Source organism: Pseudaquabacterium inlustre (genome assembly GCF_038066595.1).
GTDB classification, from domain to species: domain Bacteria; phylum Pseudomonadota; class Gammaproteobacteria; order Burkholderiales; family Burkholderiaceae_C; genus Pseudaquabacterium; species Pseudaquabacterium inlustre.
The window spans coordinates 618,187-643,680 of record NZ_JBBUTH010000008.1 but is presented as its reverse complement, the minus strand read 5'-3'; the positions used below and the strand labels follow the sequence as shown (position 1 = coordinate 643,680).

Below are 25,494 nucleotides of genomic sequence, written 5' to 3'. Positions count from 1 at the left end.
TCAGTGCTTCTTGTCCGAGGCGGCGGCTTCGGCGCGTGATTCCAGACCGAAGCGCAGCAGCTTGGCACGCAGGCCCACGCGCGACAGGCCCAGCTCGGCCGCGGCGCGGGTCTTGTTCCAGCGGTGGCGCAGCATCACCTCGCGCAGCAGCATGGCCTCGATGGCATCCAGCCGGTCCTGCAGCGTGCCCTGGGCGGCGCCGGCAGACAAGGCGTCGGCCGGCGTGCCGGCGGTGGCGCGGCCGGTCTGGCCCTGCAGCAGCTTGGTGGAGAAGTCGGTGGCGCGCAGCAATGCGGCATCGGCGCCGGGGCCACGCAGGGCCAGCGCGCGGGCGATCTCGTTGCGCAGCTCGCGGATGTTGCCGGGCCACGGATAGCCCATCAGCACGGCGCGCGCATCGTCGTCGAAGCGCACCGGGCCCAGGCCCAGCTCGCGGCACACATCGGCCAGCACGCGCTCGGCAATCGGGGCGATGTCGCCCGGTCGCTGGCGCAGCGGCGGCATCTGCAGCGTGACGCCGGCCAGGCGGTAGTACAGATCCTCGCGGAAGCGGCCGGCGCGCACCTCGTCCTCCAGCTGGCGGTGCGTGGCGGCGATGATGCGCACATCCACCGGCACGGTGCGCGTGGAGCCCACCGGGCGCAGCTCGCCTTCCTGCAGCACGCGCAGCAGCTTGACCTGGAACAGCGGCGAGGTCTCGCCCACTTCATCCAGGAACAGCGTGCCGCCGTCGGCGCGCTGGATCAGGCCCACATGGTCTTCCACCGCGCCGGTGAAGGCACCGCGCTTGTGGCCGAACAGCTCGCTTTCCAGCAGCGTGTCGGGGATGGCGGCGCAGTTCTCCACCACGAAGGGCCGGCTGGCGCGGGGCGATGCGTAGTGGATGGCGCGCGCCATCAGCTCCTTGCCGGTGCCCGATTCGCCCAACACCAGCACCGACAGGTCATGCCGCGCCACGCGCTCGGCCATCGTGCACACGCCGTCCAGCGGGCTGCCGGGGGCGCGCACGATGCGCTCGAAATCGAACACGCTGCGCGCCTCGCGCAGCTTCTCGCCCAGGCGGGCACGCAGCGCCGGCGTGCCGGCGCGCAGGTCGATCTCCAGCCGGTGCAGGCCCTGCTGCAGCTGGCTGGCCTCCACCGCGCTGCGCACCGTGCCCAGCAGGTGCTCGGGCACCCAGGGCTTCAGCACGTACTGGTAGATGCCGGCCTCGTTGACGCCGGCGATGATGTCCTCGCTGTCGGCATAGCCCGAGATCACCACGCGCACCACCTCGGGCCAGCGCGCGCGCACGTCCTTCAGGAAGTCGACACCGCTCTGGCCGGGCATGCGCTGGTCGCACAGGATCACGGCCACGCGGTGGCGCTCCAGCAGCGCGCGAGCGGCCGCGGCATCGCTGGCGGTCAGCACCTGGAAGTCCTCTTCCAGCGTGCGGCGCATGGCCTCCTGCGAGCGCACCTCGTCGTCGACCACCAGCACGCAGGGCAGGTGGTCGTCGGCGTCGAAGGGCGCGGCAGGGCTCAGGGGATCCGGGGCGTTCATCGGCGGTGCGTGGCCAGGTGGCGCGGCGTCCAGGCGTGGGGCTTGCGATGCACGAAGTGGTGGCGCGCCACATGGTAGCTGGGGTCGAAGCCGAAGAAGTTGCGGCGCATCTGCGCCAGCTCGTCGGCGCGGTAGGCGGCCAGTGGGCGCCGGGCTTCATCGGCCGCGCGCCGGGCCTGCTTGGCCTGCACCAGGGCCGGCCATTCGGGTGCGCCGGCCAGGGCCAGCGCGGCGGCGGCCAGCTGGGCCTCGAAGTCCTCGCGGTCGGTGCCGAAGCAGTCGTCGATCACGCCTTGCGCCGCCGCCTCGGCGGCGCCCAGCGGCAGCCGGCCCTGCATCAGCGCGCGTGCCGCATCGGCGCCGATGCGGCGCGGCAGCGTGTAGGTCCAGTACTCGCTGCCGTACAGGTTGCCCATGTTCTTGTAGTGCGGGTTCAGCACCACGCCGGCGTGCGCCCACACGCGGTCGGCCGCCAGCGCCAGAAAGCAGCCGCCGGCCCCGGCATTGCCGCGCAGGCCGGCGATGGTGAGCCGGTCGGTCAGCGTCAGGATCTCCAGCGCCACGTCGTCGATGGCCTCGATGGCGCGCAGCGAGGCCTCGGCCGCGCTGTCGCCGGGCACGCGGGCGGCCTGCTCGATCTCGTGCAGGTGGATGCCGTTGCTGAAGAAGTCGGCACCGCCGGCCAGCACCAGCACCTGGGTGTCGCGGCCGCGCGCGAAGCGCAGCGCCTCGACCAGGCGGCGGCTGGCGCGCTCGCCCATCGCGCCGTTGTGGAAGTCGAACTCCAGCCAGCCGACACGGCCGCGCGGCGGGCCGAACTCGCTGTAGTGCAGTTCGTCCCAGCCGTCGGCGGCGTCGCGCATCAGCGGCAGCGGCCAGTCGGGCAGCGCCGCAGCCTCGGCCACGAAGGCCAGCGTGGCAGCCAGCTTCAGCGGCGGTGGCGCGGCCTCGGCGGCTGCCGGCGGCGGTGGCGCGGCCTCGGCGGCTGCCGGCGCCGGCGCCTCGGCCTCGCGCCGCACCTGGCCGATCCACACCGCGCCAGGCTGGCCGTCGGCGTCGTCGGCGCAGCGCAGCAGCACGGCCGGGCCGCGGCGGGCCACCGCCTGGCCAGGTGCCGCGGCCAGCGCACGCCGGGCCTCGGCCGCGGTGGCGGCATGGGCATCGAACAGCCGCACCGGCTGGCCGAACAGCGTGGCGCAGGCACCCGGCGCACCATCGGCACTGCGCACCAGGCGCAGCACGGTGTCGGCGCTGCAGCGCGCCCAGTCGATCTGCCGCTGCGCGCGCGTGACCAGCGGCTGCCAGCCGGTGCGCAGCGCCGGCTGCGGCAGCGGCGCGGCCAGCGGCGCCGGCGCCAGTTGGCCGGGGATGAAGCGCTGCAGCGCGGCCAGCGTGGCGCGCGTGGCGGCCTGCGTCACCTCGTGCCGGTACAGGCTGGCCTTGCTGGCCTCGGGCCGCAGCGTGATCGGCTGCCAGGCCCACACCGTGCCGGCATCGAACTCGCCGCTGGCCTGCAGCACTGTGACGCCCCAGGCGCGGCTGGGCTGCTCGCGCTGGCGCAGCACGGCCCAATCCAGCGCCGAGGGGCCACGGTCGCCCGGCGGGCCGGGGTGCACCACCAGGCAGACGCGCTGGCGCCACACCGGCTCGGGGATGCGGCGCTTGAGGAACGGGGCGATCAGCACATCGGGGTCGGCCAGGGCCACGGCCTCCTCGGTGACGGCATCGGCGATGTCCAGTTCCACGCTGACCTGGTGGCCGGCCGCGCGCAGCGCCACGAACAGGCGCTGCGTCAGCCCGTTGAAGGCATGGGCCAGCAGCAGGATGCGCAGCGGCCGCGCACCGGCCTGCGGCGCGTCAGCCCCGTCAAGCTCCGGGGCGACCGGCAGGACCGTGGGGGAACGCATGGGCAGGGGCCTCGTCGCGGTGGCGGCGTGCAGAACCGGGGCGGCTCAGCAGATGCGCGGCAGCGGCTCGCCGCTGAGCCAGTCGACCACGCGCCGGCCGCCGAAGCGGGTGGCCATCTGCACGAAGCGGTGGGCATCGTCCTGCACCACGCCGATGCGGGCCGCCGCCCGGCCCAGCGGATGCGCGCGCAAGGCGGCCAGCGCCGCCTCGGCATGCGCGGGCGCGACGATGGCGATGAGCTTGCCCTCGTTGGCGATGTACAGCGGATCGAGGCCCAGCAGCTCGCAGGCCGCCTCCACCTGCGGCTGCACCGGGATGTCGGCTTCGTGGAGCAGCATGCCGGCGCCGCACTGGCGCGCGATCTCGTTCAGCGTGGTGGCCAGGCCGCCGCGCGTGGGGTCGCGCAGCGTGTGCACCGCGCCTTCGGGCACGGCCGCCAGCAGCGCCGCCACCAGGCCGTGCAAGGCCGCGGTGTCGCTGACGATCTGGGTCTCGAACTCCAGCGACTCGCGCTGCGAGAGCACCGCCACGCCATGGTCGCCGATCGTGCCGGACACCAGCACCACATCGCCCGGTCGCGCCTGCGCGCCGCCGATGCGCCGGCCCATCGGCAGCGCGCCGACGCCGGTGGTGGCGATGAACACGCCATCGCCCTTGCCCTGCTCCACCACCTTGGTGTCGCCGGTGACGATGGGCACGCCGGCATCGCGCGCGGCCGCGGCCATCGATTCAACGATGCGCTTCAGATCGGCCAGCGCAAAGCCCTCCTCGAGGATGAAGCTGGCCGCCAGGTACAGCGGCGTGGCGCCCATCATCGCCACATCGTTGACCGTGCCGTGCACAGCCAGGCAGCCGATGTCGCCACCGGGAAACTCCAGCGGCGAAATGACATGGCCATCGATGGCCATCACCAGGCGATGACCGGCGGGCATGTCGAGCGCCGCGCCATCGTCGCCCTGGCGCAGCGCCGGGTTGTCGAAGGCGCGGGCGAACAGTTCCTCGATCAGCTGGGCGCCGGCGCGGCCGCCCGCACCGTGGTTCATGTCGACCCGCCCATGCTTGAAGTCAATGGGCCGGATGTAGTCGGGCTTGATGGTCATGCGCTCACCACGGGAATGTCTCTGAACCGGCCATACGAGTAGTGCGCCGCGCAGGCGCCCTCGGACGACACCATGCACGAGCCCATCGGGTTCTCGGGCGTGCACACGGTGCCGAACAGCGTGCAGTCGGTGGGCCGCTTGACGCCGCGCAGGATGGCGCCGCACTCGCACTTCTTGTGGTCGGGCACAGGGCTGTAGCCCAGCCCGAAGCGCTGCTCGGCGTCGAAGCGGGCGAAGGCCGGGCGGATCTTCAGTGCGCTGTACGGCACCTCGCCCAGGCCGCGCCATTCGAAGCGCTCGCGCAGCTCGAACACCTCGGCCACCGCCGCCTGCGCCGCCAGGTTGCCCTCGCGCGTGACGGCGCGGGTGAACTCGTTTTCCACCACCGCGCGGCCCTGGTTGACCTGGCGCACCAGCATCAGCACGGCCTGCATCACGTCCAGCGGCTCGAAGCCGGCGATGACCACCGGCTTGCGGTACTCCTCGGCAAAGTGTTCGTAGGGCCCAGAGCCGATGATGATGCTGACATGCGCCGGGCCGACGAAGCCGTCGATCGGCACGGTGCCGTACTGGCGCACCTCGGCCGATTCGAGGATGTGGGTGATGGCGCTGGGCGTCAGCACATGGCAGCACAGCACGCTGAAGTTCTTCAGGTCTTCCTTGGCCGCCTGGCGGATGGCCAGGGCCGTGGGCGGCGTGGTGGTCTCGAAGCCGATGGCGAAGAACACCACCTCGCGGCCCGGGTTCTGGCGCGCCAGCTTCACCGCATCGGCGGCTGAATAGACCATGCGAATGTCCGCGCCGCGCGCCTTGGCCTTCATCAGCGACAGGCTCTGCGAGGCCGGCACGCGCATCGTGTCGCCGTAGGTCGCCACGATCGCGCCCTTTTCCAAGGCCATCTGGATCGCCTGGTCGATGCGCCCGATCGGCAGCACGCACACCGGGCAGCCGGGGCCGTGGATCATGCGCACGGCCGGCGGCAGCAGCTCGGTGACGCCGTAGCGCGCGATGGCGTGCGTGTGACCGCCGCAGAACTCCATGAAGCTGTAGCGCTTGCCGGGCTGCACCTCGGCAGCGATGGCGGCGGCCAGGCCGCGCGCCAGCGCGCCATCGCGGAATTCGTCCACGTACTTCATGCGTTGGCTCCGGAGGGGCTGGCTTCGGCGCTGGCCGCCATCTCGGCAAACAGCGCCAGCGTGCGCTCGGCCTCCAGCGGATCGAGCAGACCGATGGCATGGCCCACGTGCACGATGACGTAGTCACCGGGCCGGGCCTCGGGCGTCAGCGCGATGGACACGGTTTTCTTGACACCGCCGAGCTCGACGATGGCTTCGTCGGCCGACAGCAGTTCGGCCACGCGGGCGGGCAGGGCGAGGCACATGGCTCAGGCTTCCAGATTGGGGCACCCGGCGTCGCGGGTACGCGCCGCCACCCGCCGGGCGGGTTGGCGGGCCGGCTTGGGAGCGGCCCGGCGCTCGGCCCGCCCCCCTTCGAACAGGTCGGCGGTCGCGCATTGCAACGCGGCGGCCCACGCCTGGCCCAGCGCCAGGCCGGCATCACCACAGCCCACGGTGGCGGGACGGTGCACCTGCAGGCCACGCGATTGCAGGCCATCGGTGACGCGCTGGCTCAGCAGGCGGTTGAAGAAGCAGCCGCCGCCCAGCACCACGGTGGCCGGCGCCGGCAGATGCGCCGCGGCCTCAGCGGCGGCCGCCACCAGGCCATCAGCCAGCGCCAGATGGAAGCGCGCCGCGCCGCGGCCGGCATCGGGCTCGTCGAGCAGGTCGACCACCAGCGGCCACAGGTCGAGCGACGGCGCCGGCAGCGCGGGCGCTTCATGCACGGCCAGCCAGGTGGTGGCGGCCTGCTCCAGCGCGATGGCGGCCTCGGCCTCGTGCACCTGCTTGACGCTCAGGCCCAGCACGCCGGCGGCGGCATCGAACCAGCGGCCAGCGCCGCTGCTGCGCGGGCAGCGCAGATCCCGCGCCAGCAGCTGGGCCACGCCGCGCGCGGCGGCCTCGCCCACCGCCGCGCCGAAGCGGGCCACGATCTCATCGGCCCGGCCGGCCTGGTGCAGCACGGCCGCGGCCAGGCGCCAGGGCTCGCGTGCTGCGGCGTCGCCGCCCGGCAGTGGCAGCAACGGCAGGTGATCCAGTCGCTCCATGCGGCCGCGCTGCACACGCAGCAACTCGCCGCCCCAGGCCGTGCCGTCGGTGCCCAGACCCACGCCGTCCAGCGCCAGGCCGATCAGCGGTGTGTCGTCGGTGATGCCGCGTTCGGCCTGCACCACGGCGATGTGGGCCTGGTGGTGTTGCACGGCAATGGCCGGCACGCCCAGGCGCTGCGCCCAGGCCACGGCCACGCGGGTGCTGTGGAAGTCGGGGTGCAGGTCATGCGCCACGGCGGCGATCGGGCCGCTGGCCGCGGCCACCAGCGCGGCCACCGAGGCGTCGAGTGCCGCGCAGGCCTCGGGCGTGCCCAGGTCGTCGTGCAGTGCCGACCACAGCGCCCGCGTGCCGCCGGCGCCATCGGGCTCGATCAGGCAGGCGGTGTTCTTGAGAAAGGCGCCGCAGGCCAGCACGCGCGCCGGGGCGGCGACGGGCAGCGAGGCCTGGGTGAGCGGGGCGGACATGGTGAGGACCGGTGACGGTGGCTGCGACAGAGGCTGAAGCTCAGCGCGCCGTGGCGCCGTGGCTGTCCAGCGCGGCCAGCCTGGCTTCCAGCTCGGCGATGCGCTGGCGCAGCGCGGCCTCGGTGCCGGTGCCGGTGTCGGCCATCGGCGCGGCGGGCTGGGCGCTGGTGTCGGCATCGAGCAGCCAGTCGAGCCAGGCGTCCATGCCGGCGCCGCTCTTGGCCGAGACCAGCAGCACCTCGATGCCGGGGTTCACGCGGCGGGCGTAGTCGATGCAGCGCGCCACATCGAAGTCCAGGTGCGGCAGCAGGTCCACCTTGTTCAGCACCATCAGGCGCGCGGCGGCGAACATGTCGGGGTACTTCAGCGGCTTGTCCTCGCCCTCGGTGACCGACAGGATGGCCACCTTGGCGCGCTCGCCCAGGTCCCACATCGCCGGGCACACCAGATTGCCGACGTTCTCGATGAACAGGATGGGTGCCCCCGGTCCGTCAACGGCTGCGCCGCTGCCGTCCCGCCCCCCGAGGGGGCCTCGCCCGCCTTGGGGCGGCCCGGCGCCGGGCTCGCCCTTCGACACCACCGCGCCGTGCCCAGGCGCGTGGTCGTGGTGCGCATGGTCATGCAGTGGCAGCCGCCCGAATGCATCGGCCACCATCTGCGCATCCAGGTGGCAGCCCTTGCCGGTGTTGACCTGGATGGCCGGGGCGCCAGTGGCGCGGATGCGGTCGGCATCGTGGCTGGTCTGCTGGTCGCCCTCGATCACGGCCACCGCGCGCCGCGGTGCGCGCGCCTTCAGTGCCTCGATGGTGGCGCACAGCAGCGTGGTCTTGCCCGAGCCGGGGCTGGACACCAGGTTGTAGGCGGCGATGCCGTGGCCGGCGAAGTGCGCGCGGTTCAGCGCGGCCAGGCGGTTGTTCTCGCCCAGCACATTGGTCTCGAGCTGGATGGCGCGGGCCTGGCTCATGCCGGGTACCGACACGCGGGCGCTGCCGGCGCCGTAGTGCAGGTCGCCATTGGCGGCCACGGCCGGGCCGTGACCGTGGGCATGGTCGTGTCCATGCCCGTGCGCATGGTCATGGGAATGCTCGTGGCCGGTGCTGGCGCAACCGCAGACAACGCACATGGTTCAGGTCTCCTGCAAGGGGGATTCGTCGTGCACGATCAGCTCGTGCACCGTGAGTTCGGTGCCGCCGGTGGGCTGGATCTGGTGGCTGCCGCACTGCGGGCAGGCGTCCAGCCGCGAGCGGATGGGCACCGTGGCGCCGCAAGGCAGGCACCAGGCCTGGGCCGGCGGCTCCAGGATCTCGATCTCGGCGCCGTCCAGGCAGGTGCCCGGGGCGATGGCATCGAGGGCGAAGCGCAGCGCGCGCACCTCCACGCCCGACAGCGCGCCGGCGGCCAGCGTCAGCCGCTTCACGCGGGCAAAGCGCTCGCGCACGGCGGCGTCTTCCACCACGCGCAGAACGCCGCCGGCCAGGCTCATCTCATGCATGTTGCGGCTCCGGTTGCGCGGCGGCTGGTGCGGCGGGGGTGGCCACGGTGAAGGCCACGCAGGGGTCGAAGGCCACGGCCAGGCGGGTGGCGGCGGCGCTGTCGTCGGCCGGCAGCGCGCGCAGGGCCTCGGCCAGCACGCCGTGGGGATGGAAGTTCCAGTCGGTGGGCGCCAGCACCTGCAGCGCCTGCAGGCGCGGGCCGGCGGGGCTGCCGTCATCGGCCTCCAGGCCCACGCGGTAGACCAGCAGGCCGCGCGCGGTCTCCACCCAGGCCAGGCCTTCGCCGGCGGTGGGCGATGCGGCGCCGGCGGACAGCCAGTCGGCACCGGCCGGGCGGGCCAGCTGCAGCAGGTCGACAAGACGGCTCACCAGGCGCATCCAGGCATTGTGGGCTGCGGGGGCCACGCGGTCATGCGCGCGGCTCCACGGGCCGGTGTCGGGCCGCGACGCGCTGGGGTCGCCGCCGCGCGGATCGGCCGCCTCGACACGCCATTCGGCCAGTGCCGCATCGAAGGCTGCCAGCGGGCCTGCGTCCGTGGCTCGGCTGGCGTCTGCGGCCGGCGCATCTGCCAACGGCAACCAGGGCCGCTGCGGCGTGGCCAGGGCCTGCGCGGCCGCGCACTGCCCGGCCAGCAGTCGGGCCAGCGGCGTGGCCTGCTGCTGGGCCCAGCGCTGCGGCCAGCCCAGCGGGTCGGCGGCCCAGGCGGCCAGCCAGTCGGCCACCGGCTGGCCCAGCCACTGCTGCGCCAGCCAATCGGGCAGGCCGGCCAGCGCGGCGGTGGGCGCCGTGCCGGGCCGCCACAGCGGGCAGCTGCGCAAGGCCTCGGCCAGCGCGGCAGCGTGCGGCTCGGCGCTGGGCAGCAGGCGCGGCCAGTCGTGGGCCAGGCGCAGGATCTGGTCGCGCGCGGTGCCGGCCTGCAGTGCCAGGCGCTCGGCGGCGGTGGGCAGCCCTGCCTGGCCACGCGCGGCACGCACGGCCAGCCGCGCGGCCAGGCGGTGGGCATGGGCGCACAGCGCATGCAGCGCCGCCATCAGCGTGGGCAGTTGCTCGGCGCGCTGGCCCAGGGCCACGCGCTGCAAGCCCTGCGGCCGCGTGCTGTGGATGGCGGGCGCAAGGCCTGGGCCGGGGTGCAGCAGCAGGCGGCCGGCGAGATCGGCACCGGTGCTCATCGCGCGCCTGCGTTGCTGCGGCCGAACAGGAAGCCGCGGCGCGCCGGCACCGGCTCGGCCGGAGGGGCTGCGGTCACGGCGATGGGGGCCACGACGGAAGCCGCGACAGGCGCCACCGGGCGCAGCTGCAGCAGCACCTCGCGCGCGGTGGCCACGGCAGCGGCCTGGTCGACGAACTCGGCCATCGGCGAGAACAGCGAGGCGGCGGCATAGCGGCCCAGGCCCTCCTCCTCGCCGCCGAAGAAGTCGAAGCGCCAGTCGCCGATGGCCAGTGCCTGGCTCAGGCCGGGCTGCGGCAGCGCCTGCGCCGCATCGGCATCCAGCGGCAGCTGCACCAGGTTCATGAACCACGGCGTGATCAGCACGCCCAGCGCCACGCCGGGTGGCCCGGCCTCGGCCGGCGCCGGTGCAAAGCCCACCGCCTGCACCGCCAGCGACGGATGCAGGATCGGCACGCCCGCCATGCGGCTGCGCGCGATGTGGCGGAAGGCGCTTTCCAGCGCCTCGACGCGGCGGGTGAGCAAGGGGGCGGTCATGGCGTCAGGCCTCGGGGCTCAGGCGTTGGCGGGAGGCAGGACCATGAACTGGTCGGCGTCGCCATCGCACTGCGGGCAGCGCCAGTGCGCCGGCAGTTCGGCGAAGGGCACGCCGGGCGGGATCTGCCACTGCGCGTCGCCCTCGGCGGGGTCGTACACCCACCAGCAGATCTTGCACTCCAGGCGCGCATCGGCCGGAAGCCGGTTGCGATCGCCCAGGTAGCTGCCCTCAAAAGTCATGTCTGCCCCTCGCCCGGCGAGTACGCCGGTCGATCCCCCAAGGGGATGGCGGGCCGGCTTGGGAGCGGCCCGGCGCTCGTCCCGCCAACGGTGACTCCGGTCAGCGTCATGCCTGCTCCACCCAGGCCAGCACCTCGGCCAGGCGCTCGCGCGAGTCTTCGAGGTCCTCGCGCGCGGCGCAGGCCACCTCGGGCAGGTCGACCACCTCCACCGAGTTCAGGATCACCGTGTCCTGCGAGTTGTAGTACACGACGCGCCAGGTGTTGGCCACGCGGCAGTTGGTGATGCGGCAGTTGCCATAGCCGCGCGACAGCACCAGCACGCGGCCGGTGCCCAGCACATGGTCGATGAAGGCGATGTCCTCGGGGCCGCAGGGCAGCAGCGTGAGGTTCACCACCTGGGCCGGCTGGCCGGCGCGCCAGGTCTGGCGGTGGTCTTCCAGCTCCACCAGGATGGGCTGGGCGTTCAGCACGCCCGGCGGGGCCGCGAGCATGTCGGCCGCCGGGCCGGTGGCGTCGGCGCGCGCCGCCTCGCGCAGCAGCGCCGGCGCGTCGCCCACCTCGATGCGGTCGATCACGCGGCCGTCGGCCAGGCACTCCACCACGCGCCACACGCCGGCGAACACCGACTCCTGGATGCGCGCCTGGCTCAGCAGCGGCCGCGCCGGATCGGCCAGCACCTGGGCGCTGACCTCGCCCTCGCCCAGCACCTGGTTGATCAGTGCCAGGTCGGCGGCCGGCAGGCCGGCCAGCACCACCGGGGCGGGCGTGCCACCGGCGTTGCGCAGGTCCAGCGCGGCCAGCACCGCACGCAGCGCCGACAGCGCGCCGTCGTGGCCGGCCAGGTCCTCGGGCTCGGGCAGCGGCGGCGGCTGGAAGGTGGCCATGCCCTGCGGCATGGTGATGTAGTCCAGCGTCTCGTCCTCGGTCTGGCTGCCGATGCCGAAGGGCATGTCGGCGATCACCGGGATCGGGAAGGGCTTGGTGCCGGCGGTGAAGTCGCGGATGCTCATGGGGGTCTCGTGCGGGAAGGGGTGGGAAGGCGGGGCGGCTCAGCGGCAGCCGGCGGCGTCGCCCGCGCCGGCCCGCACCACGCGCACGCCGATGCCCGGTGTGCGCGTGGCGGGCAGGGCCAGCGCCTCGTTGACGCGGGCCACGTAGTCCAGCCAGTCCAGCATGCCGGCCACCACGGTGACATAGCGGCCGTCGCGCAGGAACAGCAGCGAGGGCCAGCGCTGCACGTCGAAGCGCGCGGCCAGCGCGTCCTCGTCGGCGCGCGGCACCACGCCCACCTGGAAGCGGCCGCCGGGCGTGCCGTCGGCCACCGCGCGCTGCAGCTCGGGCAGCACCACGGCCACGTCCACCACCTCGGGAAAGCGCACCGGGTCGCCGTGGAAGAACAGCACGCGGTCACCGGGCTCGGCCAGGAAGGCCTCGAGCTGGGCGCGGCCGATCCAGCGCGCGCCATGCTGGGTGACCAGGCGCTGCACCAGCGGCGCGGCGCCATCGGTGGGGTCGGCGGTGGTGGGGGTGTCCAGGGTGTCGGTGCTCATGGTGTCTCGGTGGCTGGGGGGTTCGGTTCAGGGATGGGGCCGGGCGTCGGGGCGCAGACGGGTCATTGGCCGGCCAGCGCAGCCAGCTGCTCGGCCGTCATCGCCGAGGGCAGGCTGAAGCCGGGGTCGTGCCGCGGATCGGGCTGGCCGCCGTCCATCGCGGCCTGCACCAGGTCGAGCGTGGCGTTGACCTCGGCGGCGCGCGCGGCGTCGATCAGCTCGCGCGCACCGTCCAGGAACACCAGCAGCCAGTAGCCCGGCTGCACCGGGCCGACCAGCGCGGTGCTCACCTCGCGCTGCTCGCCGCGGCCGGTGGCCTGCGCGAAGCCCTCGCGCATGGCCACCACCTGCATGGGAATGCCGATGCACATGGCCGCTCAGCCCTGGGGCACCGGCTGGGTGCCGAGCAGTGCCGCCGCGGCGGCCGGGCTGACCATGAAGCGCTCGTCGCCGATGCGGCAGGCCTGGGCCTCGGCGGGGCGGCCGGCCTCGTAGGCACCGAGCGACAGCGTGGGCACGCACACGGCCTCGTCCTGCGGCGGCGGTGCCTGGCGCGGCTGCGGGTCGGCGCCCCATTCGCGCAGGCGCTGCACGGCCTGCTGCACCGCCTCTTCCAGCGCGGCCTTGACCACCGGGCGCAGGCTGCCGCCATAGTCTTCCAGCTCCTCGGGCTGGCAGCCGATCAGCAGCACGCGGTCGGGGTAGCTGCCGGTCAGGCGGGCCAATGCCAGCACCTCCTGGAAGCCGGTCTGGTGCAGGCTCATCTTCTTGGCGCCCAGGAAGCGCGGCACCTCGTCGTCCTCCACGCGCTTGAGCGTGCCGGGTGCGAGGCCGTAGTCGATGGCGTCCAGGATCAGCAGCTTGCGCGCGGCCTGCACATGCTGGATCAGGTACAGGCCCTGGGTGCCGCCATCGACCAGCCGCACGTTCGGTGCGAAGGCGTAGCGGGCGTCCAGCGCCTCGACCGCACGCACGCCGAAGCCCTCGTCGGCCCACAGCACATTGCCGATGCCCAGCACGACGATGGTGTCGTCGGCTGCCGTGTCGGGGGTGTTACACGGGGGGTGGCAGGTGCTTTCGGGGGCGGCGGCGCGCATGGGCTGTCTCGTCGGGTGGGTTTGGGGGGAGAGGGCGTGCCGCCGTCAGGCCGCACGCCTCCGGGCGGTGGGCCGGCCGGCCGGGGCCGCCGTGCGGGGCGCCAGCGTGCGGCGCAACTGCTTCCAGGCGTGGTAGCTGTCCCACTGCGCCTGCAGTGCCAGCCACTCGTCGGCCGGCAGGCCGAAGGCCAGCGCGCAGCGGATGGCCGTGTCGGGCGACATCGCCCGGTGGCCCATCACGATCTCGTTGACGCGGCGCCGGCTGATGCCCAGGCGCCGCGCCGCCTCGCTCTGGCTGATGGCCATGGGCGCCAGCACATAGCGCTGCAGGAAGCGCCCCGGGTGCACCGGCGCACGCCGGGGCACGCCGCTGGGGTGGAGCATCGGGGCGCGCATGGCGGGCAGCTCGCGTCGTCGGCGGCTTATTTCTTGAACGTGCGGTGGCCCGAGACCATCGTCGAGACGATGCTCTGGCGGCCCATGATGTCCTCGCGGATGGCCGCGTAGACATGCACGGTGATGAAGATCAGCATGCCCCACATGCCCATGCGATGCCAGGTGTGCACGTCCTGGCTCTGGCCCATCAACGGGATCACCCAGCCGAACAGGCGCTCCTGCCACGAGCCGGCCTGCGCGCCCTCGCCATACAGCGCGAAGCCGGTGCAGACCATGAACACCGAGAACAGGAAGAAGCCGAAGAACATGGCCAGCCGCGCCAGCGGGTTGTGGCCCACGTACTGGCTGGGCTGCGGGATCAGGAAGCCGTACCACTTGAGCATGGTGCGCACCTCGCGCCAGTAGGCCGGCGTGAGGATGGGCAGCGTGAACAGCTCGCGCGCATGGTGGTTGCCCACGAAGGCCCAGTAGATGCGGCCCAGCAGACCCACCGCGAACACATACGCCGCCGCGAAGTGCGCGAAGCGGATGTAGCCCATCAGGTAGTTGGCACTGGCCTCGCCCGGCTGCGTGGGCAGTGGCTGGCCGATGAAGTAGCCGGTGACGGCCAGCACGGTGATGCACGCGGCGTTGATCCAGTGCCAGACGCGCACCGGCGCCTCGTACACGTAGACCGAGCGGATGGTGCGGCCGTGGGCCACGGCCTCGTCGTCGACGCCGGTGGCCGAGGCCACGTGCGGCGATGCGGATGGGGTCATCTCGTTGTCTCCTTCTGGCGTCGGGCGTCGGGGCTCAGTCGCGCCGGCCGTTGTCGCGGCGGCGCAGCAGGTGCCAGGCCACGCCGCCCACCGCGCACAGCGCCAGCAGGGCCAGCAGCCACTCGCCATGCTGGTGGAACATGTCGGCGCCATGGCCGGGGTGGGCCAGCGCCGCGCCGCTGGCGGCCAGGGCCGCCAGGCCGCTCACACTGCGGGTCAGGAAGGAAGGCAGGGAAGTCGTCATGTCGAATGTCTCCGGTCGGGGAAGGCGGCGGACGCCGGTGCGGGCGCCTCAGCGCACCTTCACCGTGGTCAGCTCGCGGCCGTCCTCGCTCATCACGTGGGTCGAGCAGGCCAGGCAGGGGTCGAAGGAGTGCAGCGTGCGCAGGATCTCCACCGGCTGCTCGGGGTTGACCATGGGCGTGTTCATCAGGCTGGCCTCGAAGGCGCCGATCTGGCCCTTGTGGTCGCGCGGCGAACCGTTCCAGGTGGTGGGCACCACGCACTGGTAGTTCTCGATCTTGCCGTCCTTGATCTTCACCCAATGGCCCAGCATGCCGCGCGGCGCGGCCACCGTGCCCACACCCTTGGCCTCCTTGGGCCAGGTGCTCGGGTCCCACTTCTCGACGTTGGCGGTGGCGCGGTCGCCGGCCTTGATGTTGGCGACCAGTTCCTTGAAGTCGTCCATCATCATCTCGCCGCAGTACTGGCTTTCCAGCGCGCGGGCCAGCGTGCGGCCGATGGTGGTGGGCAGCAGCTGCTTGGCGGTGTACTGCGTCTCGGGCAGGCCCAGGGCCTTGGGGATGGCGCTGTTGATGGCCACCGCCGAGCTCTCGATCTGCTCCTTCACGCGCTGGCAGTGCTTGTTGCCCTTGAGCGCATGGGCATAGCCCAGGATGTAGCGCGACAGCGGGCCCACCTCCACCGCATGGCCGCGCCAGCGCGGGCTCTTGATCCACGAGTACTTGGCGCTCTCGTCGATCTGCTGGATGTGGGTGCGCGAGCCCTTGGTCTTGGCGCCGAGCTGGTAGTTCGGCTCGGTCACGCCGTCCCAGGGGTGCAGGCCCTTGGTCTCGTCACCGTACTTGTACCAGCTGTGGGTGACGAACTCCTGCACCTGCTCGGGGTCGCGCGGGTCGATGGGTTCGATCTTGTCCCAGTTCCCGCCCAGGATCACGCCGCCGGGCAGCTGCTGGGTCCGGGGGTCGTAGGCCACCTTCTCGTAGGTGCCGTAGTCGGCCACGTTCAGCGCGCTCAGGCCCCCGCCATGCAGCCAGCCGGCCTGCTTGTAGATCGTGCCGATGGCCAGCACGTCGGGGATGTAGACGTTGGCGTTGAACTCGATCATCTCCTTGATGCGGGCCTCGACGAAGTTCAGCCGCTCCATGTTGATCGGCGCACCGGCGGCGCCGTCGCCGTCGATGTTGATCGCGCACGGCACGCCGCCCACCAGGTAGTTGGGGTGCGGGTTCTTGCCGCCGAAGATGGTGTGCACCTTGACCCATTCCTTCTGCAGGTCGAGTGCCTCCAGGTAGTGGGTCACGGCCATCAGGTTGGCCTCGGGCGGCAGCACATAGGCCTTGCTGCCCCAGTAGCCGTTCATGAAAGGACCGAGCTGTCCACTCTCTACGAACTTCTTCAGCCGGTTCTGAATGTCGCGGAAGTAACCCGGCGAACTGAGCGGGTGGCTCGGCGAAACCAGTTGCTGCAGCTCGCTGGTCTTCTTGGGGTCGGCCTTCAGCGCCGACACCACGTCCACCCAGTCGAGCGCATGCAGGTGGTAGAAGTGCACCGCGTGGTCGTGCACCTGCAGCGTCTTGGCCATCATCTCGCGGATGAGGTGCGCGTTCTTCGGGATCTTGATGCCCAAAGCGTCCTCGACCGCGCGCACGCTGGTCAGCGCATGGCAGCCGGTGCACACGCCGCAGATGCGCTCGACGAAGGCCCAGGCATCGCGCGGGTCGCGGCCCTTCAAGATGACCTCGAGGCCGCGCCACATGGTGCCGGTGCTCACCGCGTTGCGGATGACGTTGTTGGAGTCGACGTTCACCTCGCAGCGCATGTGGCCTTCGATGCGGGTGACGGGATCGACGACGATGCGCTTGCCGCTGTCGTCGAGCTTGAAGCCTTGCGTTTCGTACGCGCCCATTTGGATGTTCCTGAGTGTTCTGTTCGAGGGTGGGCCGTGCGCTTACTTGGCGCCGCTGTCGACCGTGTCCCGGGCCGTGTCCTTGGAGGCCACGCGCTTGAGCGCGCTGACCGCGGCATGCGCCGCCACCGCCGCGCCCACCACGCCGGCGGCCGTGCCGCCCACCTTGTCGGCGTTGGCCTCGATGCCGAACTGGTGGATGTCGGTCAGGCGGTTGTAGAACGAGCCCTTGTCCCAGAAGCCGTCCTCGCTGCAGCCGATGCAGCCGTGGCCGGCCTTGATCGGGAAGCTGGTGCCCTCGTTCCACTGCACCGTGGAGCAGGCGTTGTAGGTGGTCGGGCCCTTGCAGCCCACCTTGTAGAGGCAGTAGCCCTTGCGCGCCGAGTCGTCGTCGAAGGCCTCGACGAACTGGCCGGCGTCGAAGTGCGGCCGGCGGTAGCACTTGTCGTGGATGCGCTGGCTGTAGAACATCTTCGGCCGGCCCTGGCGATCGAGCTCGGGGATGCGGTCGAAGGTGAGCATGTAGGTGATCACGCCGGTCATCACCTCGGCGATCGGCGGGCAGCCGGGCACCTTGATGATGGGCTTGTCGGTGATCACCTTGTGGATCGGCGTGGCCTGCGTCGGGTTGGGCTTGGCCGCCTGCACGCAGCCCCAGCTGGCGCACGAGCCCCAGGCGATGATGGCCTTGGCGTCCTTGGCCACGCGCTTGAGCTTCTCGACGAAGGGCTTGCCCGACTGGATGCAGAACATGCCGTCCTCGTTGAGCGGCGGGTTGCCCTCGACGGCCAGGATGTAGTTGCCCTTGTACTTGGCCATGATCTCTTCGAGGATGGCCTCGGCCTGGTGGCCGGCGGCGGCCATCAGCGTGTCGTCGTAGTCCAGGCTGATCATCGACAGCACCACGTCCTTGGCCAGCGGGTGCGCGCTGCGGATGAACGATTCGCTGCAGCAGGTGCATTCCAGGCCGTGCAGCCACAGCACCGGGGTGCGCGGCTTGGTCTCCATGGCATGGGCGATCTGCGGCACGAAGGCCGGGCCGAGGCCGAGCGAGGTCGCGGTGAGCGAGCAGTACTTCATCAAGCTGCGCCGCGAAATGCCCTGGCGGCGCATCACGTCGTAGAAGGTCTCCATGGGGTCGTGTTCTCCGTTTGCGCTGGACGCTGTCGTCTGAAGGCGGCCACAGCGCGCAAGGGCACCGTCAACCGCAGGCACGCCTTCCGGCGCGTGCAGCCCTCGTCACAAGTTGTGTGCCATCGCCAGGGACTGGCCGGGAAAACACCGAGAGGCCGCGCCAAGTGCTTGAAATCATTTGATTTGGATCCAGCCTCGTCGAGATCGCCCGACAGCCCGGCGCCGGCGCTGCAAAGCCGGCTTGCAGTGCCGGCGCCGGAGCGAAAGCGCGCTGACCATCCCCAACGCAGCAGACGAAGCGGCAGGGGCCGCTGGCTACACTGGTCCGCACCGGTGGCGCGAGCTGGTCTGGCCGCTGATCGGCGCCAACGCCCGCGCATCCACCGCCGCCACAAAGCGCAGGAGGCAGCATGGCCCAGTCGACCCCCCGTCCGCCGGTGAAGATCGTCACGCCACCGGGGCGCCACATCGAAAAGCCCGCGCTGCCACGCGGCCTGGCCGCCGGCCACCGCGGCGCCGGCCCGGGCGAGGATGACCGCTTCCTGCCCGCCGGCTTCGTGCGCGCCGTGCAGGCCATTGACCTGAGCCCCGGTGCCCGCGATGTGGCCGCCGGCCAGCCGCAGGAACTGGCCCCGGCCGCCGGCCAGGTGCTGGCGATCGAGCTGGCCGAGGGCGTCACCGTCTACACCAGCCCCGAGAACCTGCAGCGCACGCTGGCCCAGGTGGCGCCTGAGCTGGTGCTGCCCGACGGTAGCGTGGCCCTGGCCGGGCTGGAACAGCATGCCAGCGCCAGCCGCGGCGTGGGCGATGCGGCGGCGCAGCTGGTGGCGCGCGTCACCACGCTGGATGTGGGCCAGGCCGGCGACGCCATCACCCAGGCCGCCGGCGACAAGCTGCGCGAGTGGCTGGGAGACAAGATGGCCGGCAAGGTAGCCGACCAGCTGGGCATCACCTGGTGGGGCACCAAGGCGCTGATGTGGGCGATCGAAGACCGCCACGGCCGCACCCACGGCCTGTACCGCTGGATCGGCGGCGAGACGCAGCCGTCGGCACTGTTCGCGCCCGAGAACGATCCGCGCCTGGCCAAAGAAACGGCAAAGGGTGCTGCGCTGGTGTTCATCCACGGCACGGCGTCCAGCGTGGGCGGCAGCTTTGGCGAGCTGCAATCCGGCTCACCCGACACCTGGCGCGCGCTGGAATTGCAGTACGGCGAGCGCATCTACGGCTTCGAGCACCGCTCGCTGTCGGAGAGCCCGATCGACAACGCGCTGCAGCTGGCGCGCGCGCTGCCCGCGGGCGCGCGCCTGCACTTGGTGAGCCATTCACGCGGCGGCATGGTGGCTGACCTGATGTGCCTGGCCGCGCAGGGCGGCGCCGATCTGGACGCGTTGCTGGCCGGCTACGCCGTCGACACGGTGGCCTTGGGCGGCGTAGACGACGATGCCGACCGCGAACGCCTGAGCGCCGAGCTGGCCACGGCCTACGAGCGCCAGCGCGCCGCGTTGCGCGAGCTGGCCTCGCTGCTGCAAGGCCGCGGCTTCGTCATCGAGCGCTATGTGCGCGTGGCCTGCCCGGCGCGCGGCACGCGCCTGGCCAGCGGCAACTTCGATGTCTTCCTGTCGGGCCTGCTATCGCTGATCGGCCTGGTGCCCGGCCTGGCCGGCAACCCCTGGTACACGGCCTTCAAGCGCGTGGTGCTCGAGATTGCGAAGAACCGCACCCGGCCGCAGCGCGTGCCGGGCATCGAGGCCATGCTGCCGGGCTCGCCGATGGCGCGGCTGCTGGCCCGCCTGCCGGCGCAGGATGGCACGCAGATGGCGGTGATCGCCGGCGACATCGAGGGTGGCGGCCTGCTCAAGCGCCTGGGCGTGCTGTTCACCGACCACATGTTCTTCGACGGCGTGGACAACGACCTGGTCGTCGACACCGATTCGATGAGCGCCGGCGTGGCGCGCCCGGCCACCACCCGGCGCCTGTTTGACCAGGGCCCCGAGGTCAACCATTTCCGCTACTTCACCAACCCCAACACGCGCGAGGCGCTGCGACGGTGGCTGACCGAGGCCGACCCCACGGCGCTGTCGCAGTTCAGCTCACTTCCGGCCCTGGTGCCCGAACGCAGCGCCGAAGAGACGCGCCGTCGCGACATTGCTCGGGCCGCCCAGCGTGGCCTGACAACCACCAACCTGCCGGTCGTCATCGTGTTGCCCGGCGTGATGGGCACGCATTTGTGGGTCAACCGCAAGGATCGAGTGTGGATGGACCCGCTGGACCTGCTAGCCGGCGGCTTGGAGAAGGTGAAGTACGGTCAACCGAACGTTGAAGCCGAGAAGCTGTTCGACATGTCCTACGGCGACTTGTGCGAACACCTGGCGGCCAGCCATCAGGTTGAGCGCTTCCCATATGACTGGCGCCTGCCGCTCGACCAGCTGGCTGATACGCTGGCCGCGCGTGTCCGCGCCGTGCTCGATGCCAGCGCTAACCCGGCCCGTCCGGTGCGCGTGGTGGCGCACAGCATGGGCGGGCTCGTCACGCGGGCCATGATCGTCAAGCACCCGGCGCTGTGGACCGAGCTGATGCAACGCCCAGGCGCGCGCTTCGTGATGCTGGGCACGCCCAATCACGGCTCGCACCAGATGGTGGAGATGCTGATCGGCAAGGGCGACACGGTGCGCATGCTGGCCCATGCCAGCCTGAAGCACAGCCTGCAGCAGGTGCTGGATCTGGTGGGCGGCTTCCGCGGCCCGCTGGCCCTGCTGCCGCGGCCGGGCTTCATCGACGAGGCCGCCCAGTTGGGCGGCGCCGGCCAGCAGCTGCCCGACTACTTCCGCACCGACGTGTGGGACACCTTCCGCCGCGAGATCAAGGACCTCTGGTTCGGCACGGGCGTGGTGGCACAGCTGTCGAAGCAGGCGCTCGACGAGGGCGGCTGGCTGTGGCGCCAGGGCCCGGCCGCCACCAGCCTGCCAACCGGCTTCGAGGATCGCACCTTCTACGTCCACGGCGTGGCCAGCAGCACGGCCTGCGGCATCGTCAAGCGCAACGGCCGCTGGCAAATGCTGGCCACGCCGCATGGCGACGGCACGGTCAGCTGGCCCTCGGGTAAGTTGGGCGGCATCGGCCAGTACTACTACATGCCGGCCAGCCACGGCGCGCTGGCCGACACGGCCGAGTACTTTGAGGCCATCGCATCGCTGATCAGCACCGGCCAGTCCGGCAACCTGCTGACCAGCCCGCCACGTGCGCGCGACACCACTGGTGCCGAGATCACCCAGCCCGTGGCCTACGACGCCGGCCCGCCGTTGGTGCCCAACCAAGAGGAGTTGGCAGCGAGTTTGATGCGCCGCGAAGCCAAGCGGAATACGCATGCCCGGGGCCAACGCAAGCTCTACGTGCGCATTTGCAACGACGATCTACGTGCACTCAATCGACCTATCCTTGTTGGACATTACGAGCGAGACGCAATCTCGGGTGCGGAAGCACTTATTGATCGCGACTACATCCCAGGCGAATTGCGCAAGCGATATGACTTGGGTCTGTATGCAGGCCCCATCGGATCCGCGACGGTGGTACTACCAGTAAAGCGGACAGCGAGCAGCACCTATAGAAGCCTCAAAGGTGTAGTTGTAGCCGGGCTAGGGCCATTTGATGGTTCGCTGGGTGCACCCGCACTCACAACTGCTGTTCGCAGTGCTGTTACTCGGCTACTGCTATACGTACTGGATGCGGGGTTGACAGAACCAGAAGATGAACATGATGCAGGCCTACCTCTAGCTTCACTCCTCATTGGAAATGACACGGCGGCCGGATTGGGGATTGGCGATGTTTTGGCCGCCCTTATCAAGGGAACCGATGAAGCCAACCATAGCTTCCGAGAAGCAACAAGCAGTAAATGGCACGTTGATTCACTAGATATAGTGGAGGTCTATAGAGACACCGCATTCAGCGCGGCTTTGCACCTCGATAAATTACAAAAAGCGCGCGCATATGATCGGTCACTACGATGTGGCCTGGTCGTCCTACCTATCAAGGAAGGTAACGGCGCGCGCGAGCGCCTACTTGATACACGCGGCGTGTCACATTGGTGGCGACTATTGGTTAGCTCTACCAGCGATGATGGCATAGTTGAATCTGCCCCAGCGAATTATGGTGATGACTCCAGGGAACAGGTAAGTAGCCCTCGAGAACATGGCATGCGCCGCGCTGTAGCCAATCGACTGCGGTTCATATATTTGGGCTCAAGGCGCGCCCGGGTCGAGGCTCAAATTCAGCAACGCCAGCCGGGACTGGTCGAGCGACTGACTGAAAAGCAACTCAGACAATCTGAGGTTGACAAGGCATTTGGGCGATCGCTATTTCAGCTGTTGATTCCCAATGAGTTGAAAGATGCCGTTCGACAGCTAGATCGCACGGTTCTGGTTTTGGATGGCGCCACTGCCAATCTTCCTTGGGAGATGATGCGCATAGACGATGTCCCGCTAGCCTACCGCACAAGATTGGTCCGACAACTTGCGACGCTGCAGTTCAGCACGCAGGTACACCAAGCGTCGGGTCAGCTTGCTCTAGTCATTGGCAATCCATCCTACGAGGGCTTCGGTGCTGCGTTCACAAGGGCTGGTAGTGCGCCATGGCGCGATCCAGACTCACTCCCTGAGGCCGAGAATGAAGCTCAAACTGTCGTCGATGTTTTACAGAGGGCAATGTGGAAGCCTACGGCTCTAATTGGCCAGAATCGGCGATCCCTCGAAGTCATAACCGCCCTTATTGACAGTCCTTGGCGACTATTGCACATCGCTGCGCACGGCGTTGTCGATCTTCCGCACCCCGATGGCGGAACACGCAGTGGTGTAGTTTTGTCTGACGGCCTGCTAATAACGGCAGCTGAAATTAGCGCGATGCAAGCTGTGCCGGAATTGGTATTTTTGAACTGTTGCCATCTTGGGCAGATCGACTTATCAGGCGACGTGCCGCATCAAGCCAACCGGAACCGATTGGCGGCCAGCTTGGCGCGCGAACTTATCCAAGCTGGTGTACGCTCGGTGGTGGTAGCCGGGTGGGCAGTAGATGACGCAGCAGCACAGTTGTTTGCGACCACATTTTACGAGCGCCTACTGATTGGACGATCTTCTTTCGGAGACGCAGTATTCGAAGCACGCCGGAAAACCTACGAACGATTTCGAGATAGTACGACATGGGGCGCTTACCAAGCCTACGGGGAACCCGACTGGCGTTTTGCGAGCGATACCGCCAGCGACAGCGAAGAAACAGGATCGAACTGCCTCGCTACTGAAGAATTTGTTTCTCCGCGGCAGTTGGTCGAAGAACTGCAACTCCGTCGCAGGGATGTAATGCGGCAACACCAAGCGCTTACTCCTTCGGTAGTAGAAAATACAGCGCAATGGCTAAATGAGCGTCTTAGGGCCCACATCGAGTGGTCGGCTCACTCCGAGGTAGCTGTTGCAGCCGCGCAGTTGTTCAGTGATCTTGGGCCCAGGTATTTCGGAGAGGCGATAACCCTTTTTTGGAGGGCGCTTGACGATCCACGCCAAGTTGGCCACATAGACATCGATGCCGTACAGCAACTAGCCAATCTGGAAGCCCGCCACGGTGAGGCAACCGATGACTTGGCCTTGCTGGACCGCGCCATCACACGCGTGACCGACGTGCTGTCTCTCTTGGCGGGCGCTCCGGCCGTGGCCAAGGCTGGTTCGTCCGGTCTTACGCCTGAGCGAGCTAGCCTGCTGGGCAGCGCCTATAAGCGCCGTGCCGTGGTCCTGGCCCGCGCCGGCCGTCTGGCGCAGATGCGGCAGGACCTGCAAGCTAGCCTCGGCTGGTACCGTGCTGCAACCGCGCACGAGGAGGCGCCTGAGCGGCACCCCTATTCAGTGCTGAACTGGCTAACACTGGCGGCTTGGGACACCTCGCTAGCGCCGCATGTCGATGCCACCGCACGGCTTGAATTGGCGCAACGCTGCGGCGATTCGGCCAACGCCAGCTTCCGGGCATCGCGCGAGTTCTGGGATGCGGTGATGGTCGCCGACGCGCAGTTGACGATGGCGCTGCTGCGTGGCGAACTTGCGGCCACCACATCAAACGCCGCTGTCGCTCGCCTGTACAGCAAGTATGTCAATGATCTCGACGGCGTGATGATGCCGTTACGCGGCCTGGATTCGGTTGCGCAGCAGCTGCACATGACGGCCCAGTTCTTCGCTGCACGCGGCCGGCAGGGCGGTGCCGGTGCGGCGGCCGATCTGCGCACCGCGCAATCGCTGCACGACCTGGGCGAACGCCTGATGCCGGGCAGCACGCGGCAGGTGCCGCAAGACGCGCCGCCAGACGCCGCGCAGCCCGCCAAGCCCGCGCGCAAGGCCGCCCCGGCGAAGAAGGCCGCCCCGGCCCGCAAGACGCCGGCCCGGCAGCCCGCAGCCAAGGCCACCAATGCGGCCACCAAGTCGACCACCACAGCGGTCAGCCAGGCACCCGCCAAGGCAGCCGTGAAGACCGCCCCGGCGCCCGCAGCACCCGTCGAGCCATCCGCCAAGCGCGCGCGCCGCAAGCGCTGAAGGTTGCCGGAGTGGGTTAGGGTTCGGGCCGTGACCCGTCCGAATCCTGCCCACGCCCTGCTGCCCCTGGCCGTGGCGGCCCTGCTGGCCGCTTGCGGCAGCGCGCCGCCGCGTCCGGCCGCCGAGCCCGGCCCGCAGGCCACCCGGCCGGCGCCGCCACGGCCCGCCACGCCCGTGCCGCGCCGCGACGACCCCAGCCGCGATGGCCCCGAGGCCAACCCGCCGCCCAACCTGTACGCCGTGCCCGATGCCGAGCCGCGCATCGAGCCGCTGCGCGTGGGCGGGCCGAACAAGCCTTACGAGGTGCTGGGCACGCGCTACGAGCCGCTGACCGGCGACGTGGCGGTGCGCGAGAGCGGCCTGGCCTCGTGGTACGGCCGCAAGTTCCACGGCAAACCCACCGCCACCGGCGAGCTGTACGACATGTACGCGATGACCGCGGCGCACAAGACCATGCCGCTGCCCAGCTACGCCCGCGTGCGCAACCCGCGCAACGGCCACGAGGTGGTGGTGCGCATCAACGACCGCGGGCCCTTCCACAGCGACCGGGTGATCGACCTCAGCTACACCGCCGCGCTGAAGCTGGGGCTGCTGGGGGGCGTCGATCAGGTGGAGGTGCAGCGCATCACGCACGAGGCCATCCGCACCGGCAGCTGGCGCAACCCGCGGCTGCCGCCGGTGCCGGGTCTGATGCTCGACGACACGGCGGTGGCCACCATCGCGCGTGAGCCGTCCGAAGGTTCGCCACCCGCCAGCGCGGCCGGTGGCGCCTATGCCGACGACCCGATCGCCGCCTTCGCCAGCCGGCCCGGCGCGCGCGGCGGCAACCCGCTGGGCCCGCTGCCGCCGGCCCCGGCGCCGGGTGATCCGCTGTCCGGCAGCCAGACCTCGGCGGCGCCGGTGGTCAAGGCCGCGCCGGGTTTCTGGCTGCAGCTGGGCGCGTTCCGCGAGCGCGATGGCGCGGTGGGCTTCCGCCAGCGCGTGGCGCAGCAGGTGGACGGCCTGGCGCCGCTGCTGGCCATCTTCCAGGAGCGCAACCTGCACCGCCTGCAGGCCGGCCCCTACGCCAGCCGGCAGGACGCCGCCCAGGCCGCCGAGCGCCTGCGCGCCACCCTCGCGCTGGTGCCGGCCATCGTCGAGCGCCGGTGAACTGATACCCCCCCGAAGCGGCCAAGGCCGCTCCCCCCAGGGGGCGCCGCCAGCGGCCCGGCCAAGCCGGATCCGCGG

General features: G+C 70.6%; 22 protein-coding genes. 2 read left to right on the top strand and 20 right to left on the bottom strand.

Going from position 1 to position 25,494, the window contains the following annotated elements; translation table 11 throughout:
* The 20 genes from AACH10_RS17325 to AACH10_RS17230 all read right to left on the bottom strand — a co-directional run bounded on the left by AACH10_RS17325 (position 1) and on the right by AACH10_RS17230 (position 17,707).
* On the bottom strand, positions 1–1,542 hold the full coding sequence (locus AACH10_RS17325; RefSeq protein WP_341411713.1) for a sigma-54-dependent transcriptional regulator: 1,542 nt from the start codon (positions 1,540–1,542) through the stop codon (positions 1–3).
* A complete protein-coding gene (locus AACH10_RS17320; RefSeq protein ID WP_341411712.1) occupies positions 1,539–3,449 on the bottom strand; it encodes an enoyl-CoA hydratase-related protein in 1,911 nt (636 codons plus the stop codon). The genes AACH10_RS17325 and AACH10_RS17320 overlap by 4 nt, the downstream gene beginning before the upstream one ends.
* Before the next feature lie 45 nt (positions 3,450–3,494).
* Positions 3,495–4,550, bottom strand: coding sequence for a hydrogenase expression/formation protein HypE (gene hypE / locus AACH10_RS17315; protein WP_341411711.1), 1,056 nt, complete (start codon positions 4,548–4,550; stop codon positions 3,495–3,497).
* Entirely contained in the window at positions 4,547–5,686 is a 1,140-nt protein-coding gene (hypD, locus tag AACH10_RS17310) for a hydrogenase formation protein HypD (protein ID WP_341411710.1), read from the bottom strand. Before hypD ends, hypE begins: the two co-directional genes overlap by 4 nt.
* Positions 5,683–5,931 (bottom strand): HypC/HybG/HupF family hydrogenase formation chaperone, encoded by a 249-nt coding sequence (locus AACH10_RS17305; RefSeq protein WP_341411709.1) that lies wholly within the window; start codon positions 5,929–5,931, stop codon positions 5,683–5,685. The genes hypD and AACH10_RS17305 overlap by 4 nt, the downstream gene beginning before the upstream one ends.
* Before the next feature lie 3 nt (positions 5,932–5,934).
* Positions 5,935–7,182, bottom strand: a complete 1,248-nt coding sequence (locus AACH10_RS17300; protein ID WP_341411708.1) for a Kae1-like domain-containing protein — start codon at positions 7,180–7,182, stop codon at positions 5,935–5,937.
* 40 nt (positions 7,183–7,222) lie between these two features.
* Positions 7,223–8,305, bottom strand: a complete 1,083-nt coding sequence (gene hypB, locus AACH10_RS17295) for a hydrogenase nickel incorporation protein HypB (protein WP_341411707.1) — start codon at positions 8,303–8,305, stop codon at positions 7,223–7,225.
* Between the two features lie 3 nt (positions 8,306–8,308).
* Positions 8,309–8,674: a hydrogenase maturation nickel metallochaperone HypA/HybF gene (locus AACH10_RS17290; RefSeq protein ID WP_341411706.1), complete on the bottom strand. Its 366-nt coding sequence runs from the start codon at positions 8,672–8,674 to the stop codon at positions 8,309–8,311.
* Positions 8,667–9,845, bottom strand: a complete 1,179-nt coding sequence (locus AACH10_RS17285; RefSeq protein WP_341411705.1) for a serine/threonine-protein kinase — start codon at positions 9,843–9,845, stop codon at positions 8,667–8,669. Before AACH10_RS17285 ends, AACH10_RS17290 begins: the two co-directional genes overlap by 8 nt.
* Entirely contained in the window at positions 9,842–10,381 is a 540-nt protein-coding gene (gene hybE, locus AACH10_RS17280) for a [NiFe]-hydrogenase assembly chaperone HybE (RefSeq protein ID WP_341411704.1), read from the bottom strand. Before hybE ends, AACH10_RS17285 begins: the two co-directional genes overlap by 4 nt.
* Positions 10,382–10,399: 18 nt before the next feature.
* Positions 10,400–10,621: a rubredoxin gene (locus tag AACH10_RS17275; protein WP_341411703.1), complete on the bottom strand. Its 222-nt coding sequence runs from the start codon at positions 10,619–10,621 to the stop codon at positions 10,400–10,402.
* 106 nt (positions 10,622–10,727) lie between these two features.
* Entirely contained in the window at positions 10,728–11,633 is a 906-nt protein-coding gene (locus AACH10_RS17270; protein ID WP_341411702.1) for a hydrogenase expression/formation protein, read from the bottom strand.
* Between the two features lie 39 nt (positions 11,634–11,672).
* Positions 11,673–12,173, bottom strand: coding sequence for a thioredoxin domain-containing protein (locus tag AACH10_RS17265; protein WP_341411701.1), 501 nt, complete (start codon positions 12,171–12,173; stop codon positions 11,673–11,675).
* 62 nt (positions 12,174–12,235) lie between these two features.
* Positions 12,236–12,544, bottom strand: a complete 309-nt coding sequence (locus AACH10_RS17260; RefSeq protein WP_341411700.1) for a HypC/HybG/HupF family hydrogenase formation chaperone — start codon at positions 12,542–12,544, stop codon at positions 12,236–12,238.
* Positions 12,545–12,550: 6 nt separating this feature from the next.
* Complete coding sequence (locus tag AACH10_RS17255) at positions 12,551–13,270, bottom strand: HyaD/HybD family hydrogenase maturation endopeptidase (RefSeq protein ID WP_341411699.1); 720 nt, start codon at positions 13,268–13,270, stop codon at positions 12,551–12,553.
* A 45-nt stretch (positions 13,271–13,315) separates the two neighbouring features.
* Positions 13,316–13,666 carry a HigA family addiction module antitoxin gene (locus AACH10_RS17250; RefSeq protein ID WP_341411698.1) on the bottom strand — a complete coding sequence of 117 codons (351 nt, stop codon included), beginning with the start codon at positions 13,664–13,666 and terminating at the stop codon, positions 13,316–13,318.
* Positions 13,667–13,692: 26 nt separating this feature from the next.
* Complete coding sequence (gene cybH / locus AACH10_RS17245; RefSeq protein WP_341411697.1) at positions 13,693–14,424, bottom strand: Ni/Fe-hydrogenase, b-type cytochrome subunit; 732 nt, start codon at positions 14,422–14,424, stop codon at positions 13,693–13,695.
* A 34-nt stretch (positions 14,425–14,458) separates the two neighbouring features.
* Positions 14,459–14,668 (bottom strand): hypothetical protein, encoded by a 210-nt coding sequence (locus tag AACH10_RS17240; RefSeq protein ID WP_341411696.1) that lies wholly within the window; start codon positions 14,666–14,668, stop codon positions 14,459–14,461.
* A 48-nt stretch (positions 14,669–14,716) separates the two neighbouring features.
* The gene (locus AACH10_RS17235) at positions 14,717–16,573 is read right to left on the bottom strand and encodes a nickel-dependent hydrogenase large subunit (RefSeq protein WP_341411695.1); all 1,857 of its coding nucleotides are present in this window, start codon (positions 16,571–16,573) and stop codon (positions 14,717–14,719) included.
* A gap of 42 nt (positions 16,574–16,615) precedes the next feature.
* The gene (locus tag AACH10_RS17230; protein ID WP_341411694.1) at positions 16,616–17,707 is read right to left on the bottom strand and encodes a hydrogenase small subunit; all 1,092 of its coding nucleotides are present in this window, start codon (positions 17,705–17,707) and stop codon (positions 16,616–16,618) included.
* Positions 17,708–18,117: 410 nt separating this feature from the next.
* Between AACH10_RS17230 and AACH10_RS17225 the strand changes: the two genes are divergently transcribed.
* The gene (locus AACH10_RS17225) at positions 18,118–24,267 is read left to right on the top strand and encodes a CHAT domain-containing protein (protein WP_341411693.1); all 6,150 of its coding nucleotides are present in this window, start codon (positions 18,118–18,120) and stop codon (positions 24,265–24,267) included.
* 30 nt (positions 24,268–24,297) lie between these two features.
* Entirely contained in the window at positions 24,298–25,416 is a 1,119-nt protein-coding gene (locus tag AACH10_RS17220; RefSeq protein ID WP_341411692.1) for a septal ring lytic transglycosylase RlpA family protein, read from the top strand.
* Positions 25,417–25,494: the final 78 nt, after the last annotated feature.

Coding starts and splice junctions, on each gene's coding strand:
- AACH10_RS17305 (WP_341411709.1), bottom strand. CDS start 5,931: ATGTGCCTCGCCCTGCCCGCCCGCGTGGCCGAACTGCTGTCGGCCGAC.
- AACH10_RS17300 (WP_341411708.1), bottom strand. CDS start 7,182: ATGTCCGCCCCGCTCACCCAGGCCTCGCTGCCCGTCGCCGCCCCGGCG.
- AACH10_RS17255 (WP_341411699.1), bottom strand. CDS start 13,270: ATGCGCGCCGCCGCCCCCGAAAGCACCTGCCACCCCCCGTGTAACACC.
- AACH10_RS17230 (WP_341411694.1), bottom strand. CDS start 17,707: ATGGAGACCTTCTACGACGTGATGCGCCGCCAGGGCATTTCGCGGCGC.
- hypB (WP_341411707.1), bottom strand. CDS start 8,305: ATGTGCGTTGTCTGCGGTTGCGCCAGCACCGGCCACGAGCATTCCCAT.
- AACH10_RS17290 (WP_341411706.1), bottom strand. CDS start 8,674: ATGCATGAGATGAGCCTGGCCGGCGGCGTTCTGCGCGTGGTGGAAGAC.
- AACH10_RS17240 (WP_341411696.1), bottom strand. CDS start 14,668: ATGACGACTTCCCTGCCTTCCTTCCTGACCCGCAGTGTGAGCGGCCTG.
- AACH10_RS17250 (WP_341411698.1), bottom strand. CDS start 13,666: ATGCGCGCCCCGATGCTCCACCCCAGCGGCGTGCCCCGGCGTGCGCCG.
- AACH10_RS17285 (WP_341411705.1), bottom strand. CDS start 9,845: ATGAGCACCGGTGCCGATCTCGCCGGCCGCCTGCTGCTGCACCCCGGC.
- AACH10_RS17275 (WP_341411703.1), bottom strand. CDS start 10,621: ATGACTTTTGAGGGCAGCTACCTGGGCGATCGCAACCGGCTTCCGGCC.
- AACH10_RS17260 (WP_341411700.1), bottom strand. CDS start 12,544: ATGTGCATCGGCATTCCCATGCAGGTGGTGGCCATGCGCGAGGGCTTC.
- AACH10_RS17225 (WP_341411693.1), top strand. CDS start 18,118: ATGGCCCAGTCGACCCCCCGTCCGCCGGTGAAGATCGTCACGCCACCG.
- hypD (WP_341411710.1), bottom strand. CDS start 5,686: ATGAAGTACGTGGACGAATTCCGCGATGGCGCGCTGGCGCGCGGCCTG.
- AACH10_RS17265 (WP_341411701.1), bottom strand. CDS start 12,173: ATGAGCACCGACACCCTGGACACCCCCACCACCGCCGACCCCACCGAT.
- AACH10_RS17270 (WP_341411702.1), bottom strand. CDS start 11,633: ATGAGCATCCGCGACTTCACCGCCGGCACCAAGCCCTTCCCGATCCCG.
- AACH10_RS17325 (WP_341411713.1), bottom strand. CDS start 1,542: ATGAACGCCCCGGATCCCCTGAGCCCTGCCGCGCCCTTCGACGCCGAC.
- AACH10_RS17235 (WP_341411695.1), bottom strand. CDS start 16,573: ATGGGCGCGTACGAAACGCAAGGCTTCAAGCTCGACGACAGCGGCAAG.
- cybH (WP_341411697.1), bottom strand. CDS start 14,424: ATGACCCCATCCGCATCGCCGCACGTGGCCTCGGCCACCGGCGTCGAC.
- AACH10_RS17320 (WP_341411712.1), bottom strand. CDS start 3,449: ATGCGTTCCCCCACGGTCCTGCCGGTCGCCCCGGAGCTTGACGGGGCT.
- hypE (WP_341411711.1), bottom strand. CDS start 4,550: ATGACCATCAAGCCCGACTACATCCGGCCCATTGACTTCAAGCATGGG.
- hybE (WP_341411704.1), bottom strand. CDS start 10,381: ATGACCGCCCCCTTGCTCACCCGCCGCGTCGAGGCGCTGGAAAGCGCC.